Source organism: Pseudomonas sp. R37(2017) (assembly GCF_002113375.1).
Classification (GTDB): Bacteria; Pseudomonadota; Gammaproteobacteria; order Pseudomonadales; family Pseudomonadaceae; genus Aquipseudomonas.
In genome coordinates this window covers 69441-83027 of the sequence record NZ_NEHO01000012.1, presented here as the reverse complement: position 1 = coordinate 83027, position 13587 = coordinate 69441, and the positions used below count along the sequence as shown (strand labels likewise).

The 13587-nt window shown below is 59.0% G+C and carries 16 protein-coding genes and 1 pseudogene; 10 read left to right on the top strand and 7 right to left on the bottom strand.

All coding sequences use genetic code 11. The features are described 5' to 3' along the window. Positions 1-1305, bottom strand: a complete 1305-nt coding sequence (gene hmgA, locus CAG47_RS19220) for a homogentisate 1,2-dioxygenase (protein WP_085726416.1) — start codon at positions 1303-1305, stop codon at positions 1-3. Positions 1306-1470: 165 nt separating this feature from the next. Between hmgA and CAG47_RS19215 the strand changes: the two genes are divergently transcribed. Both CAG47_RS19215 and CAG47_RS19210 read left to right on the top strand, forming a co-directional pair. Further along, positions 1471-2268, top strand: a complete 798-nt coding sequence (locus tag CAG47_RS19215) for an IclR family transcriptional regulator (RefSeq protein WP_085726415.1) — start codon at positions 1471-1473, stop codon at positions 2266-2268. 507 nt (positions 2269-2775) lie between these two features. After that, on the top strand, positions 2776-3546 hold the full coding sequence (locus CAG47_RS19210; protein WP_085726414.1) for an N-acetylmuramoyl-L-alanine amidase: 771 nt from the start codon (positions 2776-2778) through the stop codon (positions 3544-3546). A gap of 74 nt (positions 3547-3620) precedes the next feature. Here the strand turns inward: CAG47_RS19210 and CAG47_RS19205 are convergent, their stop codons facing one another. From CAG47_RS19205 to CAG47_RS19190, 4 genes are all read right to left on the bottom strand, one after another. Next, positions 3621-4532 (bottom strand): SDR family oxidoreductase, encoded by a 912-nt coding sequence (locus CAG47_RS19205; protein WP_085726413.1) that lies wholly within the window; start codon positions 4530-4532, stop codon positions 3621-3623. Between the two features lie 170 nt (positions 4533-4702). After that, the gene (locus CAG47_RS19200) at positions 4703-5605 is read right to left on the bottom strand and encodes an alpha/beta fold hydrolase (protein ID WP_085726412.1); all 903 of its coding nucleotides are present in this window, start codon (positions 5603-5605) and stop codon (positions 4703-4705) included. Further along, positions 5605-6387, bottom strand: coding sequence for a class II aldolase/adducin family protein (locus tag CAG47_RS19195; protein WP_085726411.1), 783 nt, complete (start codon positions 6385-6387; stop codon positions 5605-5607). The genes CAG47_RS19200 and CAG47_RS19195 overlap by 1 nt, the downstream gene beginning before the upstream one ends. Positions 6388-6617: 230 nt before the next feature. Then, positions 6618-7073, bottom strand: coding sequence for a flavodoxin (locus CAG47_RS19190; protein ID WP_085726410.1), 456 nt, complete (start codon positions 7071-7073; stop codon positions 6618-6620). Positions 7074-7174: 101 nt separating this feature from the next. Here CAG47_RS19190 and CAG47_RS19185 point away from each other — a divergent pair, with 101 nt between their 5' ends. Next, positions 7175-7651 carry a PAS domain-containing protein gene (locus tag CAG47_RS19185; protein WP_085726409.1) on the top strand — a complete coding sequence of 159 codons (477 nt, stop codon included), beginning with the start codon at positions 7175-7177 and terminating at the stop codon, positions 7649-7651. Between the two features lie 54 nt (positions 7652-7705). Further along, on the top strand, positions 7706-8311 hold the full coding sequence (locus tag CAG47_RS19180) for a hypothetical protein (protein WP_085726408.1): 606 nt from the start codon (positions 7706-7708) through the stop codon (positions 8309-8311). 3 nt (positions 8312-8314) lie between these two features. Here the strand turns inward: CAG47_RS19180 and CAG47_RS19175 are convergent, their stop codons facing one another. Next, on the bottom strand, positions 8315-9274 hold the full coding sequence (locus tag CAG47_RS19175; RefSeq protein ID WP_085726407.1) for a MerR family transcriptional regulator: 960 nt from the start codon (positions 9272-9274) through the stop codon (positions 8315-8317). A 245-nt stretch (positions 9275-9519) separates the two neighbouring features. On the opposite strand from CAG47_RS19175, the gene folM reads away from it, so the two are divergent. The 6 genes from folM to CAG47_RS19145 all read left to right on the top strand — a co-directional run bounded on the left by folM (position 9520) and on the right by CAG47_RS19145 (position 13387). Further along, positions 9520-10230, top strand: coding sequence for a dihydromonapterin reductase (gene folM / locus CAG47_RS19170; protein ID WP_085726406.1), 711 nt, complete (start codon positions 9520-9522; stop codon positions 10228-10230). A gap of 20 nt (positions 10231-10250) precedes the next feature. Continuing rightward, entirely contained in the window at positions 10251-10811 is a 561-nt protein-coding gene (gene folE, locus CAG47_RS19165) for a GTP cyclohydrolase I FolE (protein WP_085726405.1), read from the top strand. A gap of 2 nt (positions 10812-10813) precedes the next feature. Continuing rightward, the gene (folX, locus tag CAG47_RS19160; RefSeq protein WP_007970304.1) at positions 10814-11185 is read left to right on the top strand and encodes a dihydroneopterin triphosphate 2'-epimerase; all 372 of its coding nucleotides are present in this window, start codon (positions 10814-10816) and stop codon (positions 11183-11185) included. A 97-nt stretch (positions 11186-11282) separates the two neighbouring features. Further along, a complete protein-coding gene (locus tag CAG47_RS19155) occupies positions 11283-11579 on the top strand; it encodes a DUF1244 domain-containing protein (RefSeq protein WP_085726404.1) in 297 nt (98 codons plus the stop codon). Then, positions 11572-11955, top strand: coding sequence for a HopJ type III effector protein (locus CAG47_RS19150; RefSeq protein ID WP_085726403.1), 384 nt, complete (start codon positions 11572-11574; stop codon positions 11953-11955). The genes CAG47_RS19155 and CAG47_RS19150 overlap by 8 nt, the downstream gene beginning before the upstream one ends. A gap of 181 nt (positions 11956-12136) precedes the next feature. Beyond that, entirely contained in the window at positions 12137-13387 is a 1251-nt protein-coding gene (locus CAG47_RS19145; RefSeq protein ID WP_085726402.1) for an aspartate aminotransferase family protein, read from the top strand. Positions 13388-13398: 11 nt separating this feature from the next. Here CAG47_RS19145 and CAG47_RS29030 read toward each other — a convergent pair. Then, positions 13399-13488, bottom strand: a pseudogene (locus CAG47_RS29030) (outer membrane lipoprotein carrier protein LolA); the annotation flags it as partial. Positions 13489-13587 lie beyond the last annotated feature (99 nt).

Below are 13587 nucleotides of genomic sequence, written 5' to 3'. Positions count from 1 at the left end.
TTATCTCCGGGTCGGGTCGAAAGTGGCGGGCAGCGTAGCCCAGCAGGCATCGTAAGTGTTTTGCAGTTGCGGGCAATCGAGGGCGAAACGGCTTGGGCGCAACACCTGGCTGGACTCGAACATGAACGCCATGGTGTTGTCGATTTTCGCCGGCTTGAGGTCAGCGTCGATCGCTTTGGTGCAGGTCTCTCCGTCAGGACCGTGGGCGCTCATGCAGCTGTGCAACGATGCACCGCCGGGCACGAAGCCTTCAGCCTTGGCGTCGTACTCGCCCTGGATCAACCCCATGAATTCGTTCATCAGGTTGCGATGGAACCACGGTGGACGGAAAGTCTTCTCGGCCACCATCCAGCGCGGCGGGAAAATCACGAAGTCGAGGTTGGCCAGGCCATGGACGCTGGTCGGCGACGTCAGCACGGTGAAGATCGACGGATCGGGGTGATCGAAACTGACGGTGCCGATGGTGTTGAAACGGCGCAGGTCATATTTGTACGGCACGTTGTTGCCGTGCCAGGCGACCACATTGAGCGGCGAATGATTGAGCTCGCACGCCCACAACTGACCAAGGAATTTCTGCACCAGCGTGGTGGGTTGTTGCAGGTTCTCGTAAGCCGCCACCGGGGTCAGGAAGTCCCGCGGATTGGCCAGGCCATTGCTGCCAATTGGCCCCAGGTCCGGCAGACGCAGCGGCGCGCCATGGTTTTCGGCGACGTAACCGCGGGCTTGCGGGTCGAGCAATTCGATGCGGAATTTAAGACCGCGCGGCAGTACGGCGATTTCCAGCGGTTCCAGCTCAAGCGCGCCGAGTTCAGTGGCAATGCGCAGGCGCCCCAGTTCCGGCACCAACAACATTTCACCGTCAGCATTGAAGAACACACGCTCCATGGAACGGTTGGCGCGGTAGTTATAGATGCTGATCCCGGCCGGCTTTTCCGCGCCCGAGTTGGCGGCCATGCTCACCAGGCCGTCGATGAAATCGGTCGGCTCGGCGGGAATGTCCAGCGGGTTCCAGCGCAGGCGATTGGGGGTCACGTCACCCAGCGGGCCACCGGCCAGTTGGCGGTCCAGTTTGACGAAAGCCGGGTGATTGGCCGACGGCTGAATGCGGTACATCCAGGTCCGCCGCGCCTCACTGCGCGGCATGGTGAACGCCGTACCGGAGAACAGTTCGGTGTAGAGGCCATACGGGGCTTTTTGCGGGGAGTTCTGGCCGACAGGCAGTGCACCGGGCAACGCTTCGCTGCTGAATTCGTTGCCGAAGCCTGACAGGTAGGCCAGTGCTGGCGTCGTTGAATCGGGGTTCATGGAGCCTCCTGAACAGGGAGTCGGCCGTGGCCGCTCGCTCTGATGCAGAGTTTGAGGCACGCCCGAGTTGTTTTTATCGTAATTTGATTACGCATAACGTAATTTGATCGATATCCACCGTCAAGCTATAAAGACGCCAATTTGTTTCCGGATCACAGTGCCACCATGGAAAAAACCAGCGACAACAACGGTAAACAGAAAGTCCGCTCCGCCGAGGTTGGCACTGACATCCTCAAGGCTCTGGCCGAGTTGTCGCCCTCGACTTCGCTGTCGCGCCTGGCCGAACACGTGCAGATGCCGGCGAGCAAGGTCCACCGCTATTTGCAGGCGCTGATCGCCAGCGGATTTGCCGAACAGAACGCCGCCACCAACCATTACGGCCTGGGTCGCGAAGCCTTGCGCGTGGGGTTGGCGGCACTCAACAGTATGGACGTGCTGAAAGTTGCCGCCCTGCCCCTCGCCGAGTTGCGCGATGACCTGAACGAAACCTGCTTTCTGGCGGTGTGGGGCAATCAGGGTGCGACCGTGGTGCATATCGAGCCGGCGGTACGAGCGGTGACGGTGGTGACACAACTGGGCTCGGTGTTGCCGCTGCTCAGTTCCTCGACCGGACTGGTCTTCGGCGCTTACCTGCCTGCGCGTGAAACCATGGACCTGCGTGAACAGGAACTGCAAAGCGCTAGCGCCCACGCCCTGGCGGATGATCAGGCCTATGCAACGATGTGCGAACAGATCCGCCAACGAGGCCTGCATCATGTGCATGGACTGCTGATGCCTGGAGTGGATGCCTTGTCGGCGCCAGTGTTCAACGCCATGGGCAAGATTGCCGCAGTGCTGACTGTAGTCGGGCCGACGTCGCTGTTTCACGCCGATGAAAACGGCCCGGCGGCGCGGCGTTTGTTGTCTGCCACACAGGCCGTGAGTTGGCGCATGGGCTTCGAGCCCGAGGCATCGGCAAACTGAACGCAGCGGCGCTGATCAGGCGCTGGCGCATCATCCTGACAGCGAACGCCCGAGGACTGACTGTTGCCCGGGCTGCAACAGTGCATGTCCGGAATTGGTATTTTTCCTACAACAATAAGGAAATATTCTTACCTGGCTGCTACGGTAAAACACCGCAGGCAAGATGTTCCGGCTGGCGCCGTGATTGAAAGATTTCAGATGAATTGAGGATTCGGTTCATCGCCCCATGTTCACTGACGTTGATTTGTAGCTCCTGATCCAACGTCTTACCTTGGCCGCTGCGTTTGCAGCGGCCTTTTTTATGGGCAATGGTCTTTGATCCGGCACTGCTGCTGGCCAGTAACCCGCGACACTGCAGGCAAGACTTTGAATGACTACATTTCTTTCAGAAAACGGCTACAAACATAGGTAAACACCAAAAGCACCCACGCAATTAAGTTGAACAACAAGTCGGCGAACGAACTTTATCGTCGTCCGGCTTCAAACTTAATTACTGCGAGTGCAGCCATGAAACCCATCAAATACAGCCCGTATCGCTCAACCCGAAGCTTCAACAGCCGCGTACGCTTTCTGGTTTTTCACTACACGGCCGCTAACTTTTCAAGTTCTGTCAGCGCCCTCACCGGTCCGAATGTCAGTGCGCACTATCTGGTTCCGGATATCACCGACCCCAGTTACCTGAACGCCGGCTATACCGGGCAGGAAGTTTTCAACCTCGTGGAAGAAACCCATCGCGCGTGGCACGCCGGCGTCAGCCAGTGGGGCAATCGCAGCAATCTGAATGACACGTCCATCGGCATTGAGATCGTCAACCTGGCGACAGACAACAAAGGCGAATTCACTTTCCCGCCGTATCACCCCGAGCAGATTGCAGCGATTGAACAGCTGGCGCTGAACATCCTCAAGCGCTACCCGGATATCACGCCGACACAGGTTCTGGGCCACTCCGATGTTTCGATCGGCCGCAAAAGTGACCCGGGGCCGATGTTTCCCTGGCACGCGTTGTACTTGAAAGGCGTCGGCGCCTGGTTCGATGCCAGCACTCGGGACAAGTATCTGTGCCAATACAAGGCATCGGGGGTTCCAACCCGAAGCGAGTTGCTGGGGCTGTTCAAAACCTATGGATACGACGTTTCGGGCGCGTCTACGGAAGGTGGTTTTCAACAGTTGGTGCGGGCATTCCAGATGCACTTTCGCCCGGAAAATTACGATGGACTGATAGACGCGCAGACAGCCGCCAACCTTAAGGCGCTGGTAGTCAGATACTTTCCAGGCTGATCGTCGGCAGACGGCGTTTCAGCTGACAAATGCAACAACCGGCAAGGTCGATCAATGTGACCTTGCCGGTGCTATCAGAGCGAATACTTCTTCAAGTTCCCCATCATTTCCTTCAGCGCCTCGATGTTGTCCTTCGGATGCGCCGCGCCTTCGAAGTCGCAAATCTGCTGCCAGTGCGCGGCCACGTCTTCCGGGGAGAAACCGGTCCGTGGATCGAACCCGATGCCGAGGCTGCGCTCCCAGCGCACCTTGCCCATCCAGCCGCCACCGACTTCAAACAGGCCGGAGGTTTCCTGGCAGTGCTCGCTGGCCAGGTAAACCACCAGCGGGCTGACCAGTTCCGGCTTGAGCTGCTCGAAAACCTGCGGCGGGATCAGGCCTTCGGTCATGCGCGTGCCGCCAGTGGGAGCGATGGCATTGACCAGGATGTTGTTCTTGCGGCCTTCAATGGCCAGGGTACGAGTCAGGCCGTAGAGACCGAGCTTGGCCATGCCGTAGTTGGACTGACCGAAATTGCCATAGATGCCCGAGGTCGACGCCGTGAAAATCACTCGGCCGTAGTTTTGCTCGCGCATGTGCGGCCAGGCGGCGCGGGTGACTTTGTAGGCACCTTCGACGTGGACGCGGTAAACCAGATCCCAGTCGGCGTCTTCCATTTTGTGGAAGGTCTTGTCACGCAGGATCCCGGCGTTGTTGACCACCACGTCGACGCGCCCGAAGACATCCAGTGCGTGCTGGACCAGTTTGTCACCGTCCGTGACCGAATCGTGGTTGGCCTCGGCGATACCGCCGGCCTCGCGAATGTCCGCAACCACGCGGTCGGCGGCCGAAGCGTTGGCGCCTTCGCCCTGGGTCGATCCGCCAAGATCGTTGACCAGTACCCTGGCGCCCTGTTTGGCGAACAGCAGTGCATGCGCCCGTCCCAGGCCGCCTCCGGCACCAGTGATGATCACGACTTTATCTTCGAAGCGCACAGACTCATTCATGGGGGGACTCCAGCAGGCCAGGGACAATAAGTCCGAGTTTCAGGCACGGCGCAGCGGGTCACAATGAACACGGGGGAGGCTGAATGGTACTCGATAAGGCTGGGGGATGATGATCGCGTCGGACAGGATGACGCGACCCCACAGAAGCAGAACAGGTTCAACGATGCGAATCAGGAACACGCCACCTTGCGCGGCGGCAACAGCAGTTGATCGCGAAACGCCAGGTAGTGCTTGAGCACCTCGCTGGGCGCCTCGATCTGTGGGTAGTGGCCAATGCCGGGCAACACCACCGTGTCCGCCTGCGGGATCAGTTCCCGGTAACGCTCGACCATGTGCGCGCCGGAGACCGGATCGACCCCGCCATCGATCACTCGCAGCGGCACTTCACCGCGCTGCATCGCGCTGACCCAGCGGTTGCGCCAGACACGTCGCTCCGGGATGTAGGCAATCAATTTATGCATGATCCGTGGCCCGTGATGACTTTCGACCAGGCTCCAGAAATCATCCATCTGGCTTTCACTGGGGCGGGTTTGCGGTCCGAAAACCTGCCGAAAGCTTCTCACCAGGCCATCACGACTGAAGGCGCGGCCGATCATCCAGCCCAAAGGACTGAGCAGGAGTTTTTGCATCAACACCGGGCGATGGGTTTCTGGAAACAATCCGCCATTGAGAAACACACAACTGGCCAGTTCCACCTGCGACTCGTAGTGCCGGGCCAGCAGTTCCTGGGCCACGCTGTCGCCGTAATCGTGGGCGAACAGGTGCACCGGCTGTACGACATTCAGGTGTTCAAGCAGTGCCAACTGCAGATCCGCTTGTTCCTGCAGGCTGTAGTCGTGATTCGCCGGTTTGGCCGAGTCGCCAAAGCCCAGCATGTCGCATGCGATCACACGAAATCGCTGGGTCAAAGGTTGCCACAGGTAATGCCAGTCCCAACTGGCGGACGGAAAGCCGTGAATGAGCAACAGCGGCTCACCCTGCCCCGCTGTCCAGTAACGGATGTCGTGGCCACGGAACAGGAACGTCCGGCTGCGTTTGCGCCAGACACACAGGGGGATCTCGGCGAGTACCATTAGAGTTTATAGCCCGGGTCCAGTTTATCGAGTTTGCGCAGCAGCGCCGGCCATGCCAGCGCTCCGCCCATTCCTTGAGCACTTCTGGTGACACCCGCGATCATGGCCTTGGCGCCGGCCAGAATCTGCGGTTCGATGGCGATCAGTTCAGTTGCACCGTTCTGCGCCATGACCTGGATATCGCAGGCACGCTGAAAGGTGAACATCATCAGGAACGTATCGGCGATGGTGCCGGCACAGGTCAGCAGGCCGTGGTTGTGCAACATCAGGAAATTGTTTTCACCGAGGTCGGCCTGCAGCCGCACTTTTTCATCATGGTTGAGCGCCACACCCTCGTAGGCGTGGTACGCCAGGCTGGAAAGCACGAACAACGACTGCTGGCTGATCGGCAACACGCCCTGCTTCTGTGCCGATACCGCAACCCCCGAAGCGGTGTGGGTATGCAATACACAGACGACATCGTGACGGACTTCATGCACGGCGCTGTGAATGGTGTAACCCGCCGGATTGATCTCGTAGGGACTGTCCATCAGTTTGTTGCCGGCCTGATCCACCTTGACCAGGCTCGACGCGGTAATTTCGTGAAACATCAACCCGAACGGGTTGATGAGGAAATCTTCGGTGCCGGGCACCTTGGCGGAGATATGGGTAAAGACAAGGTCATCCCAACCATGTTGAGCGACCAGGCGGTAACAGGCCGCCAGGTCAACGCGAGTCTGCCATTCGGCAGCGCTGACCAGGTCTTTGACACTGTGGGGCGATTGGACGGGAGCGACAGTCACGGCAGGAAGCCTCGGTGCTTTTTATTATGAAGTGTTTCCTATGTTTACCGAGTCTAGTCAGCCCTTGAGGTTCGTGTAGTTGCATTGGCAGCCAGCTTGATGACCCAGCGAGTCACTCCCCCGCCCTGCTGCCCTGGGCCCAAGTCAAACGACTGGTACCCGCGAGGCTCTGACGGGCAGCTTTCGCTGCACTGCCAGAACCCTGGCGGGCATTGATGCAGGGTTAGCTGTCACTCGCGCAGAGCGCTGATCAGGTTCGCCAGCCAAGGCTCGGCATCCGTTTCCGGAGTCACGCTTTCGCTGGCATCCAGGCGCAGCATTGGCAGTACTTCGCGAATGCCCAGTTCGCCGAACAATTCGCGCATCTGCTCGCCGCCGCCACAGAAAGTATCGCCATAACTCGCATCGCCCAATCCGATCACGGCACCCGGCAAACCGCGCCAGGCTGCTGGCAATTGGTCACGAATGGTCGAGTACAGTGGTTGCAGGTTGTCCGGCAACTCGCCCATGCCGGTAGTCGAGGTCACCGCAAGAAAGGCTTCGGGGCCAAACGCCTGGATATCGGCGAGTGTCGCACGCGGGTTGTGCCAGGTTTCGAAACCGGCGGATTTCAACAGGCTGACGGCGTGGCGGGCAACTTCTTCGGCCGTGCCGTACACCGAGCCGGAAATGATGGCGACTTTCATCGATCTGATCCTGAATCCGAGTAAAAAACCGGATATTAACAGCACGGTCGTGATTGTTCTTTTAGAATGCAATCGACAATCAATCAGGAAAGGATACTCCGATGATTAACGCCCAGTTGCTGCAAATGGTCATCAATGCCTCCAACGACGGTATCGTGATTGCGGAAAAGGAAGGCGATCAGGACAAAATCCTCATTTACGTCAACCCCGCGTTCGAACGCCTGACGGGGTACTCCAGCGAAGAAATTCTCTATCAGGATTGCCGCTTCCTGCAGTCGGGGGACCGCGACCAGCAAGCCCTGCCGTTGATTCGCGATGCCCTGAACAGTGGCGGATCCTGCCGGGAAATACTGCGCAACTACCGAAAGGACGGCACCCCCTTCTGGAATGAGCTGTCCCTTTCAACGGTGAAAAATCCGGCGGACGGGCAAACCTATTTTGTCGGTGTGCAGAAAGACGTCACCGTGCAGGTCAAGGCGCAACAGCGCGTGGTTCAGCTCGAAGGGCAGGTGGCTGAACTCCGGGCCGAGCTTGCCGCGCTCAAGGCGACGAACGGTAAAAACAAAACTCAGAATTAGTGGTCAGTAACTACAATCACCAATGACTTTGTAACTATATCTTTCGAGTTGGCCATGCAGCGCGACGCACTCCTGACCCAGGATGAGCTGGATTTTATCCAGAACATGCAACACAACCCGCAACTCAATGTGCGGGATGCGACGTCGAGCCTGCTCGTCAACGGTGGGTCGCAAATCCGTGACCTGCTCACCCGCCTGGCGGCCCACGAGCAGGTCACCATTCAAGCCAGCTTCGAAAACCAGCAAATGACCTTCCCCCTGCACCTGGTGGAAGACGAGTTCCATGCGCTGCATTTGCGTCTCGGCGTGCCAAGTATCTATGAGGACGGGCCGATGGTCCGGCCTTGGCGCCTGGTACTGGACGAACCGGTAGCGCTGGAAAACGCCCAGGGTCAACCCGGCACCCTGTGGGTACACGAAGTATCGTGCAAAGGGGTTTTGCTGGAAGTTCGCAACAAGACCAAGCCGCCCAGGCATTTCGCCTTGTGGTTCAGCCCGTCAGGCTATGAGCGGATTGCCTTGCGCGGCACTTTCGAGAAAGAAAACGAACACGGTTTCTACGCCTACCAACTGAACCAGAGCGATACGGATGAAACCGAGCGTCTGCGCCAGTTCATCCTGCAACAGCATCGCTTGACTCATCCAGCGCTGCATCTCTGAAACTCAAGTATCCAGATTGCCTGCCAGGAACTGCTTCAGACGCTGGCTCATGGTCTCTCCTTCATTGCCCAGGCAGCCGATCGATGATCCCGCCAGGCTCTCCTGTGCCAGGTCAGAAGCATCGCCGGCCAACAACAGTCGGCACTCCAGACTCATGGCCAGGCGATTCAAGCGCCGCGGCAATTCGGGTGCCGGTACATGATTGGAAAACAGCACCAGCGCCAGGGGCTTGATCCTTTCGCACATCAGGGCCAGCTCATCGAACCGCTGGCCAATGTTCAGCACTCGAACGGCCGATCGCCCGTTACTCAGGAACAGCGCGGCGACCAGCAGCTCCAGCTCTCGGCACTGTCCTGCCAGGGCGCAGATGACCACGCGACGTGGCTGTTTTTCGCGCTGCAACAACAGACGCTGCACCACCCGGGAACGCAGAAAACCATCCAGAAACAGCCACTCACTGGTTCCGCCGAACTGGTCCTGGCGCTGCAACAACTGCTTCCAGACGGGCATCAGAATGTCCTGAAACACCACCGGCAGAGCGTAGCTGGAGAAAATCTGGCCGTAGAGCTGCTCCAGCCGCAGGTCGTCAAACGCGTTCACGGCGACAAGAACCTGTTGCTGCCACTGCGCATAATCGGCTTCTATCAGGTTGTTGGGGATGATGTGCGATAACGCCTGGAGCGGCTCGGCCCTGGCCAGGATCTTGCCGATCTTACTGACGGCAACGCCACGCTCGATCCAACTGAGGATACTGCGAACTCGCTCAATTTCGGTCAGCGTGTACAGACGATGTCCGCTTTCGGTGCGAGTTGGAACGATCAGACCATAACGTCGCTCCCAGGCACGAAGCGTGACCGGGTTGACACCTGTCAGGCGCGCGACCTCGCGAATGGGAAAAAGCTCTTCCTGTTCGAGAGAGACGGTCAGCGTGGAATCTGAAGTACTGTCAGTAAGTACGGGCATCCTGATGCAAACTTCCATGTATCGTCCAACTCACATTCTAATCGCTCACACCGTATAGATTCCGTAAAAAATTTCATGCCGCATCCGAGCGAAAAACATCCCGGACGCAACTCACTGAATCGGGGACAATTTCTGCCTGTTTCAAGACAGGCTGCACGAGGCGAAGTTTCTGTTCGAGGGGCTGTAATAGATAGAGCGCTCCCGTCGCTGGTATAGTTTTGCTCTCACCGCGACGCGAGCCTTTCATGACCTCTTCCGCAGCCCCAGTCCTCATTACCGGCGCCGGCCAGCGCGTCGGCCTGCACTGTGCCCGGCGATTGCTGGAAGATGGTCATCGCGTGATATTCAGTTACCGCAGCGAGCGTCCCGGCGTACAAGCCCTGCGCGACCTGGGCGCCACCGCGGTGTTCGCGGACTTCGCCAGCGAGGCCGGGATCCTGGCCTTCATCAGCGAACTGAAAACCCATACCGACTGTTTGCGGGCGATTGTCCACAACGCCTCCGAATGGCTGGCCGAAACACCGGACACCGACGCCGTCGCATTCACCCGCATGTTCAGCGTGCACATGCTGGCGCCCTACCTGATCAATCTGCATTGCGCCGACCTGCTGCATCGCTCGAGCCCCGCCGACATCGTGCACATCAGCGATGACGTGACCCGCAAGGGCAGCAGCAAGCACATCGGCTATTGCGCCAGCAAAGCCGGGCTCGACAGCCTGACCCTGTCCTTCGCCGCCAGGTACGCGCCGGCCATCAAGGTCAACGGGATCGCACCGGCCCTGCTACTGTTCAACCCTGAAGACGACGCGGCCTACCGCGCCAGGACGCTGGCCAAGTCCGCGCTGGGCATCGAGCCCGGCGGCGAGGTGATCTACCAGAGCCTGCGCTATCTGCTCGACAACCCCTACGTCACCGGCACCACCCTGACCGTCAACGGCGGAAGGCACATCAAGTAAGTCTCCCGCGAGGATTTTCCATGACGTTATCCCTGCCCCAGAATTATCGAGAGATCCTCATCGGCCTCGGCGAAAACCCCGACCGCGAGGGTTTGCTCGATACGCCGATGCGCGCGGCCAAAGCCATGCAGTACCTTTGCCATGGTTACGAGCAAAGTGTCGAAGACATCGTCAATGGCGCGCTGTTCGCCTCCGATAACGATGAAATGGTGATCGTCGACAACATCGAGTTGTATTCGCTTTGCGAACACCACATCTTGCCCTTCATCGGCAAGGCGCATGTAGCTTACATTCCAACCGGCAAGGTGCTGGGCCTGTCGAAGATTGCGCGGCTGGTGGACATGTTCGCCCGACGCCTGCAAATCCAGGAAAACCTCACCCGGCAAATCGCCGATGCCGTGCAACAGGTGACCGACGCTGCCGGCGTCGCAGTGGTCATCGAAGCGCAGCACATGTGCATGATGATGCGCGGCGTCGAAAAACAGAATTCGACCATGAACACCTCGGTGATGCTCGGCGCCTTCCGCGAGTCGAGCAACACCCGCCAGGAGTTCCTGCAATTGATTGGACGGAGCAAGTAGCAATGCCACAACTTCAACCAGGCATGGCACGCATCCGGGTCAAAGACCTGTGTCTGCGTACCTTCATTGGCATCAATGAAGATGAAATCCTCAACAAGCAGGACGTGTTGATCAACCTGACCATTCTGTATGCAGCCCAGGAAGCGGTCCGGGATAACGACATCGATCACGCGTTGAACTACCGGACCATTACCAAGGCGATCATCGCCCATGTGGAGGGCAACCGCTTTGCGCTGCTCGAACGCCTGACCCAGGAAATTCTCGACCTGGTGATGGCCAATGCCTCGGTGCTCTACGCCGAGGTCGAGGTCGACAAACCCCACGCGTTGCGATTCGCCGAGTCGGTGTCGATAACGCTTGCAGCGAGCCGCTAGCTACAAGCTTCAAGCGCCAAGCTGTAAACTTTGCATCACCGCCATCCATCTTGCAGCTTCAAGCTTGCCGCTCGAAGCTGTCTCGCAGAGACCCCCCATGACCGATCAACAACGCCTGGAACTCGAAGCCGCCGCCTTTCGCCGGCTGGTGGCCCACCTGGACAGCCGCAAGGATGTGCAGAACATCGACCTGATGAATCTCTCGGGTTTTTGCCGCAACTGCCTGTCCAAGTGGTACAAGGCGGCGGCTGACGAACGCCAGATCGAGGTCAGCCTCGACGAAGCGCGCGAAGTGGTTTACGGCATGCCGTACGCCGAGTGGAAAGCCCAATACCAGCAAGAAGCCAATGCCGAACAACAGGCGGCGTTCGCCAAAGGAAAACCTCATGAGTGATTTGAACACCCTGCGCGCCAGCCTCAACAGCGGCGAACACGTTTTCGCCGACACCCTGGCATTCATCGCCGCCGGTTACGACTACCAGCCTCAGGCTTTCAACAATGGTGGCGTGGAAAACGCCGCCGGGCAGAACGAAGGCTCGTGCAAGACCCTGGGTCTGGCGTTGCTCGAAGGCTTGAGCGATGAAGAAGCCCTGCTGGCGTTCGGCGAGCATTACCGCTCGGTGCTGGCGACGCCTGAAGGCAGCGATCACGGCAATATCCGCGCGTTGATGGCCCATGGACTGACCGGTGTGAAATTCGCCCAGCCGCCCCTGACTCGCCGCTACCCCCCCTGTAGGAGCGAGCATGCTCGCGATGGTCGTCAACGATGACGCGGAAAATCTGATGCCCCGCGGTGCTCCTGCGTTCATCGCGAGCATGCTCGCTCCTACAGGGATGTGAAATACACATCCAGACTTTTTAGATTGACCCCGCCACTTTATTTCGTTTGCCGGGTACCGCTGCCGACGGCTTAGATAAAAAGGAGTCCTCCTTCTTCCGAGCCGGTCATCCATGCGCAGCGAAACCATCAGTCAATCGATCAATATCGTTCACCCTGTCACCCTCAGCCACGGCAAGAATGCCGAGGTGTGGGACACCGATGGCAAACGCTACATCGACTTTGTCGGTGGCATCGGCGTGCTGAACCTCGGCCACTGCCATCCGCGCATCGTCGAGGCCATTCGCGAACAAGCCACCCGGTTGACCCATTACGCCTTCAATGCCGCGCCCCATATACCCTACCTCGCCCTGATGGACCGCCTCAGCGCGTTCATTCCGGTCGACTATCCGGTCAGCGGCATGCTCACCAACAGCGGCGCCGAAGCGGCTGAGAATGCATTGAAGATCGTCCGTGGCGCGACCGGACGCACTGCCGTAATCGCCTTTGATGGCGCCTTCCACGGCCGCACCCTGGCAACGCTGAACCTCAACGGCAAAGTCGCCCCCTACAAACAAAAGGTCGGCGTGCTGCCAGGGCCGGTGTATCACCTGCCCTTCCCCAGCGCGGACAACGGCGTGACCTGCGCTGAAGCATTGAAAGCCATGGAACGCCTGTTCAGCGTTGAAATCGACGTCGAAGACGTGGCGTGCTTCATCGTCGAACCGGTGCAGGGCGAAGCGGGTTTCCTGGCCATGGACGTGGAGTTCGCCCAGGCGTTGCGCAGGTTTTGCGACGAAAAGGGCATTGTGCTGATCGTCGATGAAATCCAATCCGGTTTCGGCCGTACCGGCCAGCGCTTCGCGTTCTCGCGGCTGGGCATAGAACCGGACCTGATCCTGCTCGGCAAAAGTATCGCCGGTGGCGTGCCACTCGGCGCGGTGGTGGGGCGCAAGACACTGCTGGACAACTTGCCCAAGGGCGGACTCGGCGGCACCTATTCCGGCAACCCCATCGCTTGCGCAGCGGCATTGGCGACCCTGGACGAAATGACCGACGCCAACCTGCAAGCGTGGGGCGCGCAACAGGAAGAGGCGATTGTCGGTCGCTATGAAGCCTGGCGCTCTGGGAGACTGTCGCCGTACCTGGGGCGCCTGACCGGTATTGGCGCAATGCGCGGTATCGAGTTGATCAACGCCGACGGCTCACCCGCAACAGCGCAGTTGACCCAACTGCTGGCTCTGGCGCGGGAGGCAGGTTTGCTGTTGATGCCCAGCGGCAAGTCGCGGCACATCATCCGGTTGTTGGCACCGTTGACCACCGAGGCGGCAGTACTGGAAGAAGGCCTGGATATCCTGGAGGCGTGCCTGAAGAAACTGGTCTGAGTAATGACACTCACTGTAGGAGCGAGCATGCTCGCGAAGAACCTGAGAGCCCCGCGGGGTGTCAGGCTCCCAGCGTTATCGTTGACGACCATCGCGAGCATGCCGCAAGCGGGCACCCGCTCCTACAGGGGGATGTGAGTTTTCCGAAGGCATGAAAAAACCGGCTAAGAAGCCGGTTTTTTTCATTTCGACGAAAGCAG

Bases quoted from the DNA above. Each gene is read 5' to 3' on its own strand.
- hmgA (WP_085726416.1), bottom strand. From the start codon at position 1,305: ATGAACCCCGATTCAACGACGCCAGCACTGGCCTACCTGTCAGGCTTC.
- CAG47_RS19215 (WP_085726415.1), top strand. From the start codon at position 1,471: ATGGAAAAAACCAGCGACAACAACGGTAAACAGAAAGTCCGCTCCGCC.
- CAG47_RS19210 (WP_085726414.1), top strand. From the start codon at position 2,776: ATGAAACCCATCAAATACAGCCCGTATCGCTCAACCCGAAGCTTCAAC.
- CAG47_RS19205 (WP_085726413.1), bottom strand. From the start codon at position 4,532: ATGAATGAGTCTGTGCGCTTCGAAGATAAAGTCGTGATCATCACTGGT.
- CAG47_RS19200 (WP_085726412.1), bottom strand. From the start codon at position 5,605: ATGGTACTCGCCGAGATCCCCCTGTGTGTCTGGCGCAAACGCAGCCGG.
- CAG47_RS19190 (WP_085726410.1), bottom strand. From the start codon at position 7,073: ATGAAAGTCGCCATCATTTCCGGCTCGGTGTACGGCACGGCCGAAGAA.
- CAG47_RS19185 (WP_085726409.1), top strand. From the start codon at position 7,175: ATGATTAACGCCCAGTTGCTGCAAATGGTCATCAATGCCTCCAACGAC.
- CAG47_RS19180 (WP_085726408.1), top strand. From the start codon at position 7,706: ATGCAGCGCGACGCACTCCTGACCCAGGATGAGCTGGATTTTATCCAG.
- CAG47_RS19175 (WP_085726407.1), bottom strand. From the start codon at position 9,274: ATGCCCGTACTTACTGACAGTACTTCAGATTCCACGCTGACCGTCTCT.
- folM (WP_085726406.1), top strand. From the start codon at position 9,520: ATGACCTCTTCCGCAGCCCCAGTCCTCATTACCGGCGCCGGCCAGCGC.
- folE (WP_085726405.1), top strand. From the start codon at position 10,251: ATGACGTTATCCCTGCCCCAGAATTATCGAGAGATCCTCATCGGCCTC.
- folX (WP_007970304.1), top strand. From the start codon at position 10,814: ATGCCACAACTTCAACCAGGCATGGCACGCATCCGGGTCAAAGACCTG.
- CAG47_RS19155 (WP_085726404.1), top strand. From the start codon at position 11,283: ATGACCGATCAACAACGCCTGGAACTCGAAGCCGCCGCCTTTCGCCGG.
- CAG47_RS19150 (WP_085726403.1), top strand. From the start codon at position 11,572: ATGAGTGATTTGAACACCCTGCGCGCCAGCCTCAACAGCGGCGAACAC.
- CAG47_RS19145 (WP_085726402.1), top strand. From the start codon at position 12,137: ATGCGCAGCGAAACCATCAGTCAATCGATCAATATCGTTCACCCTGTC.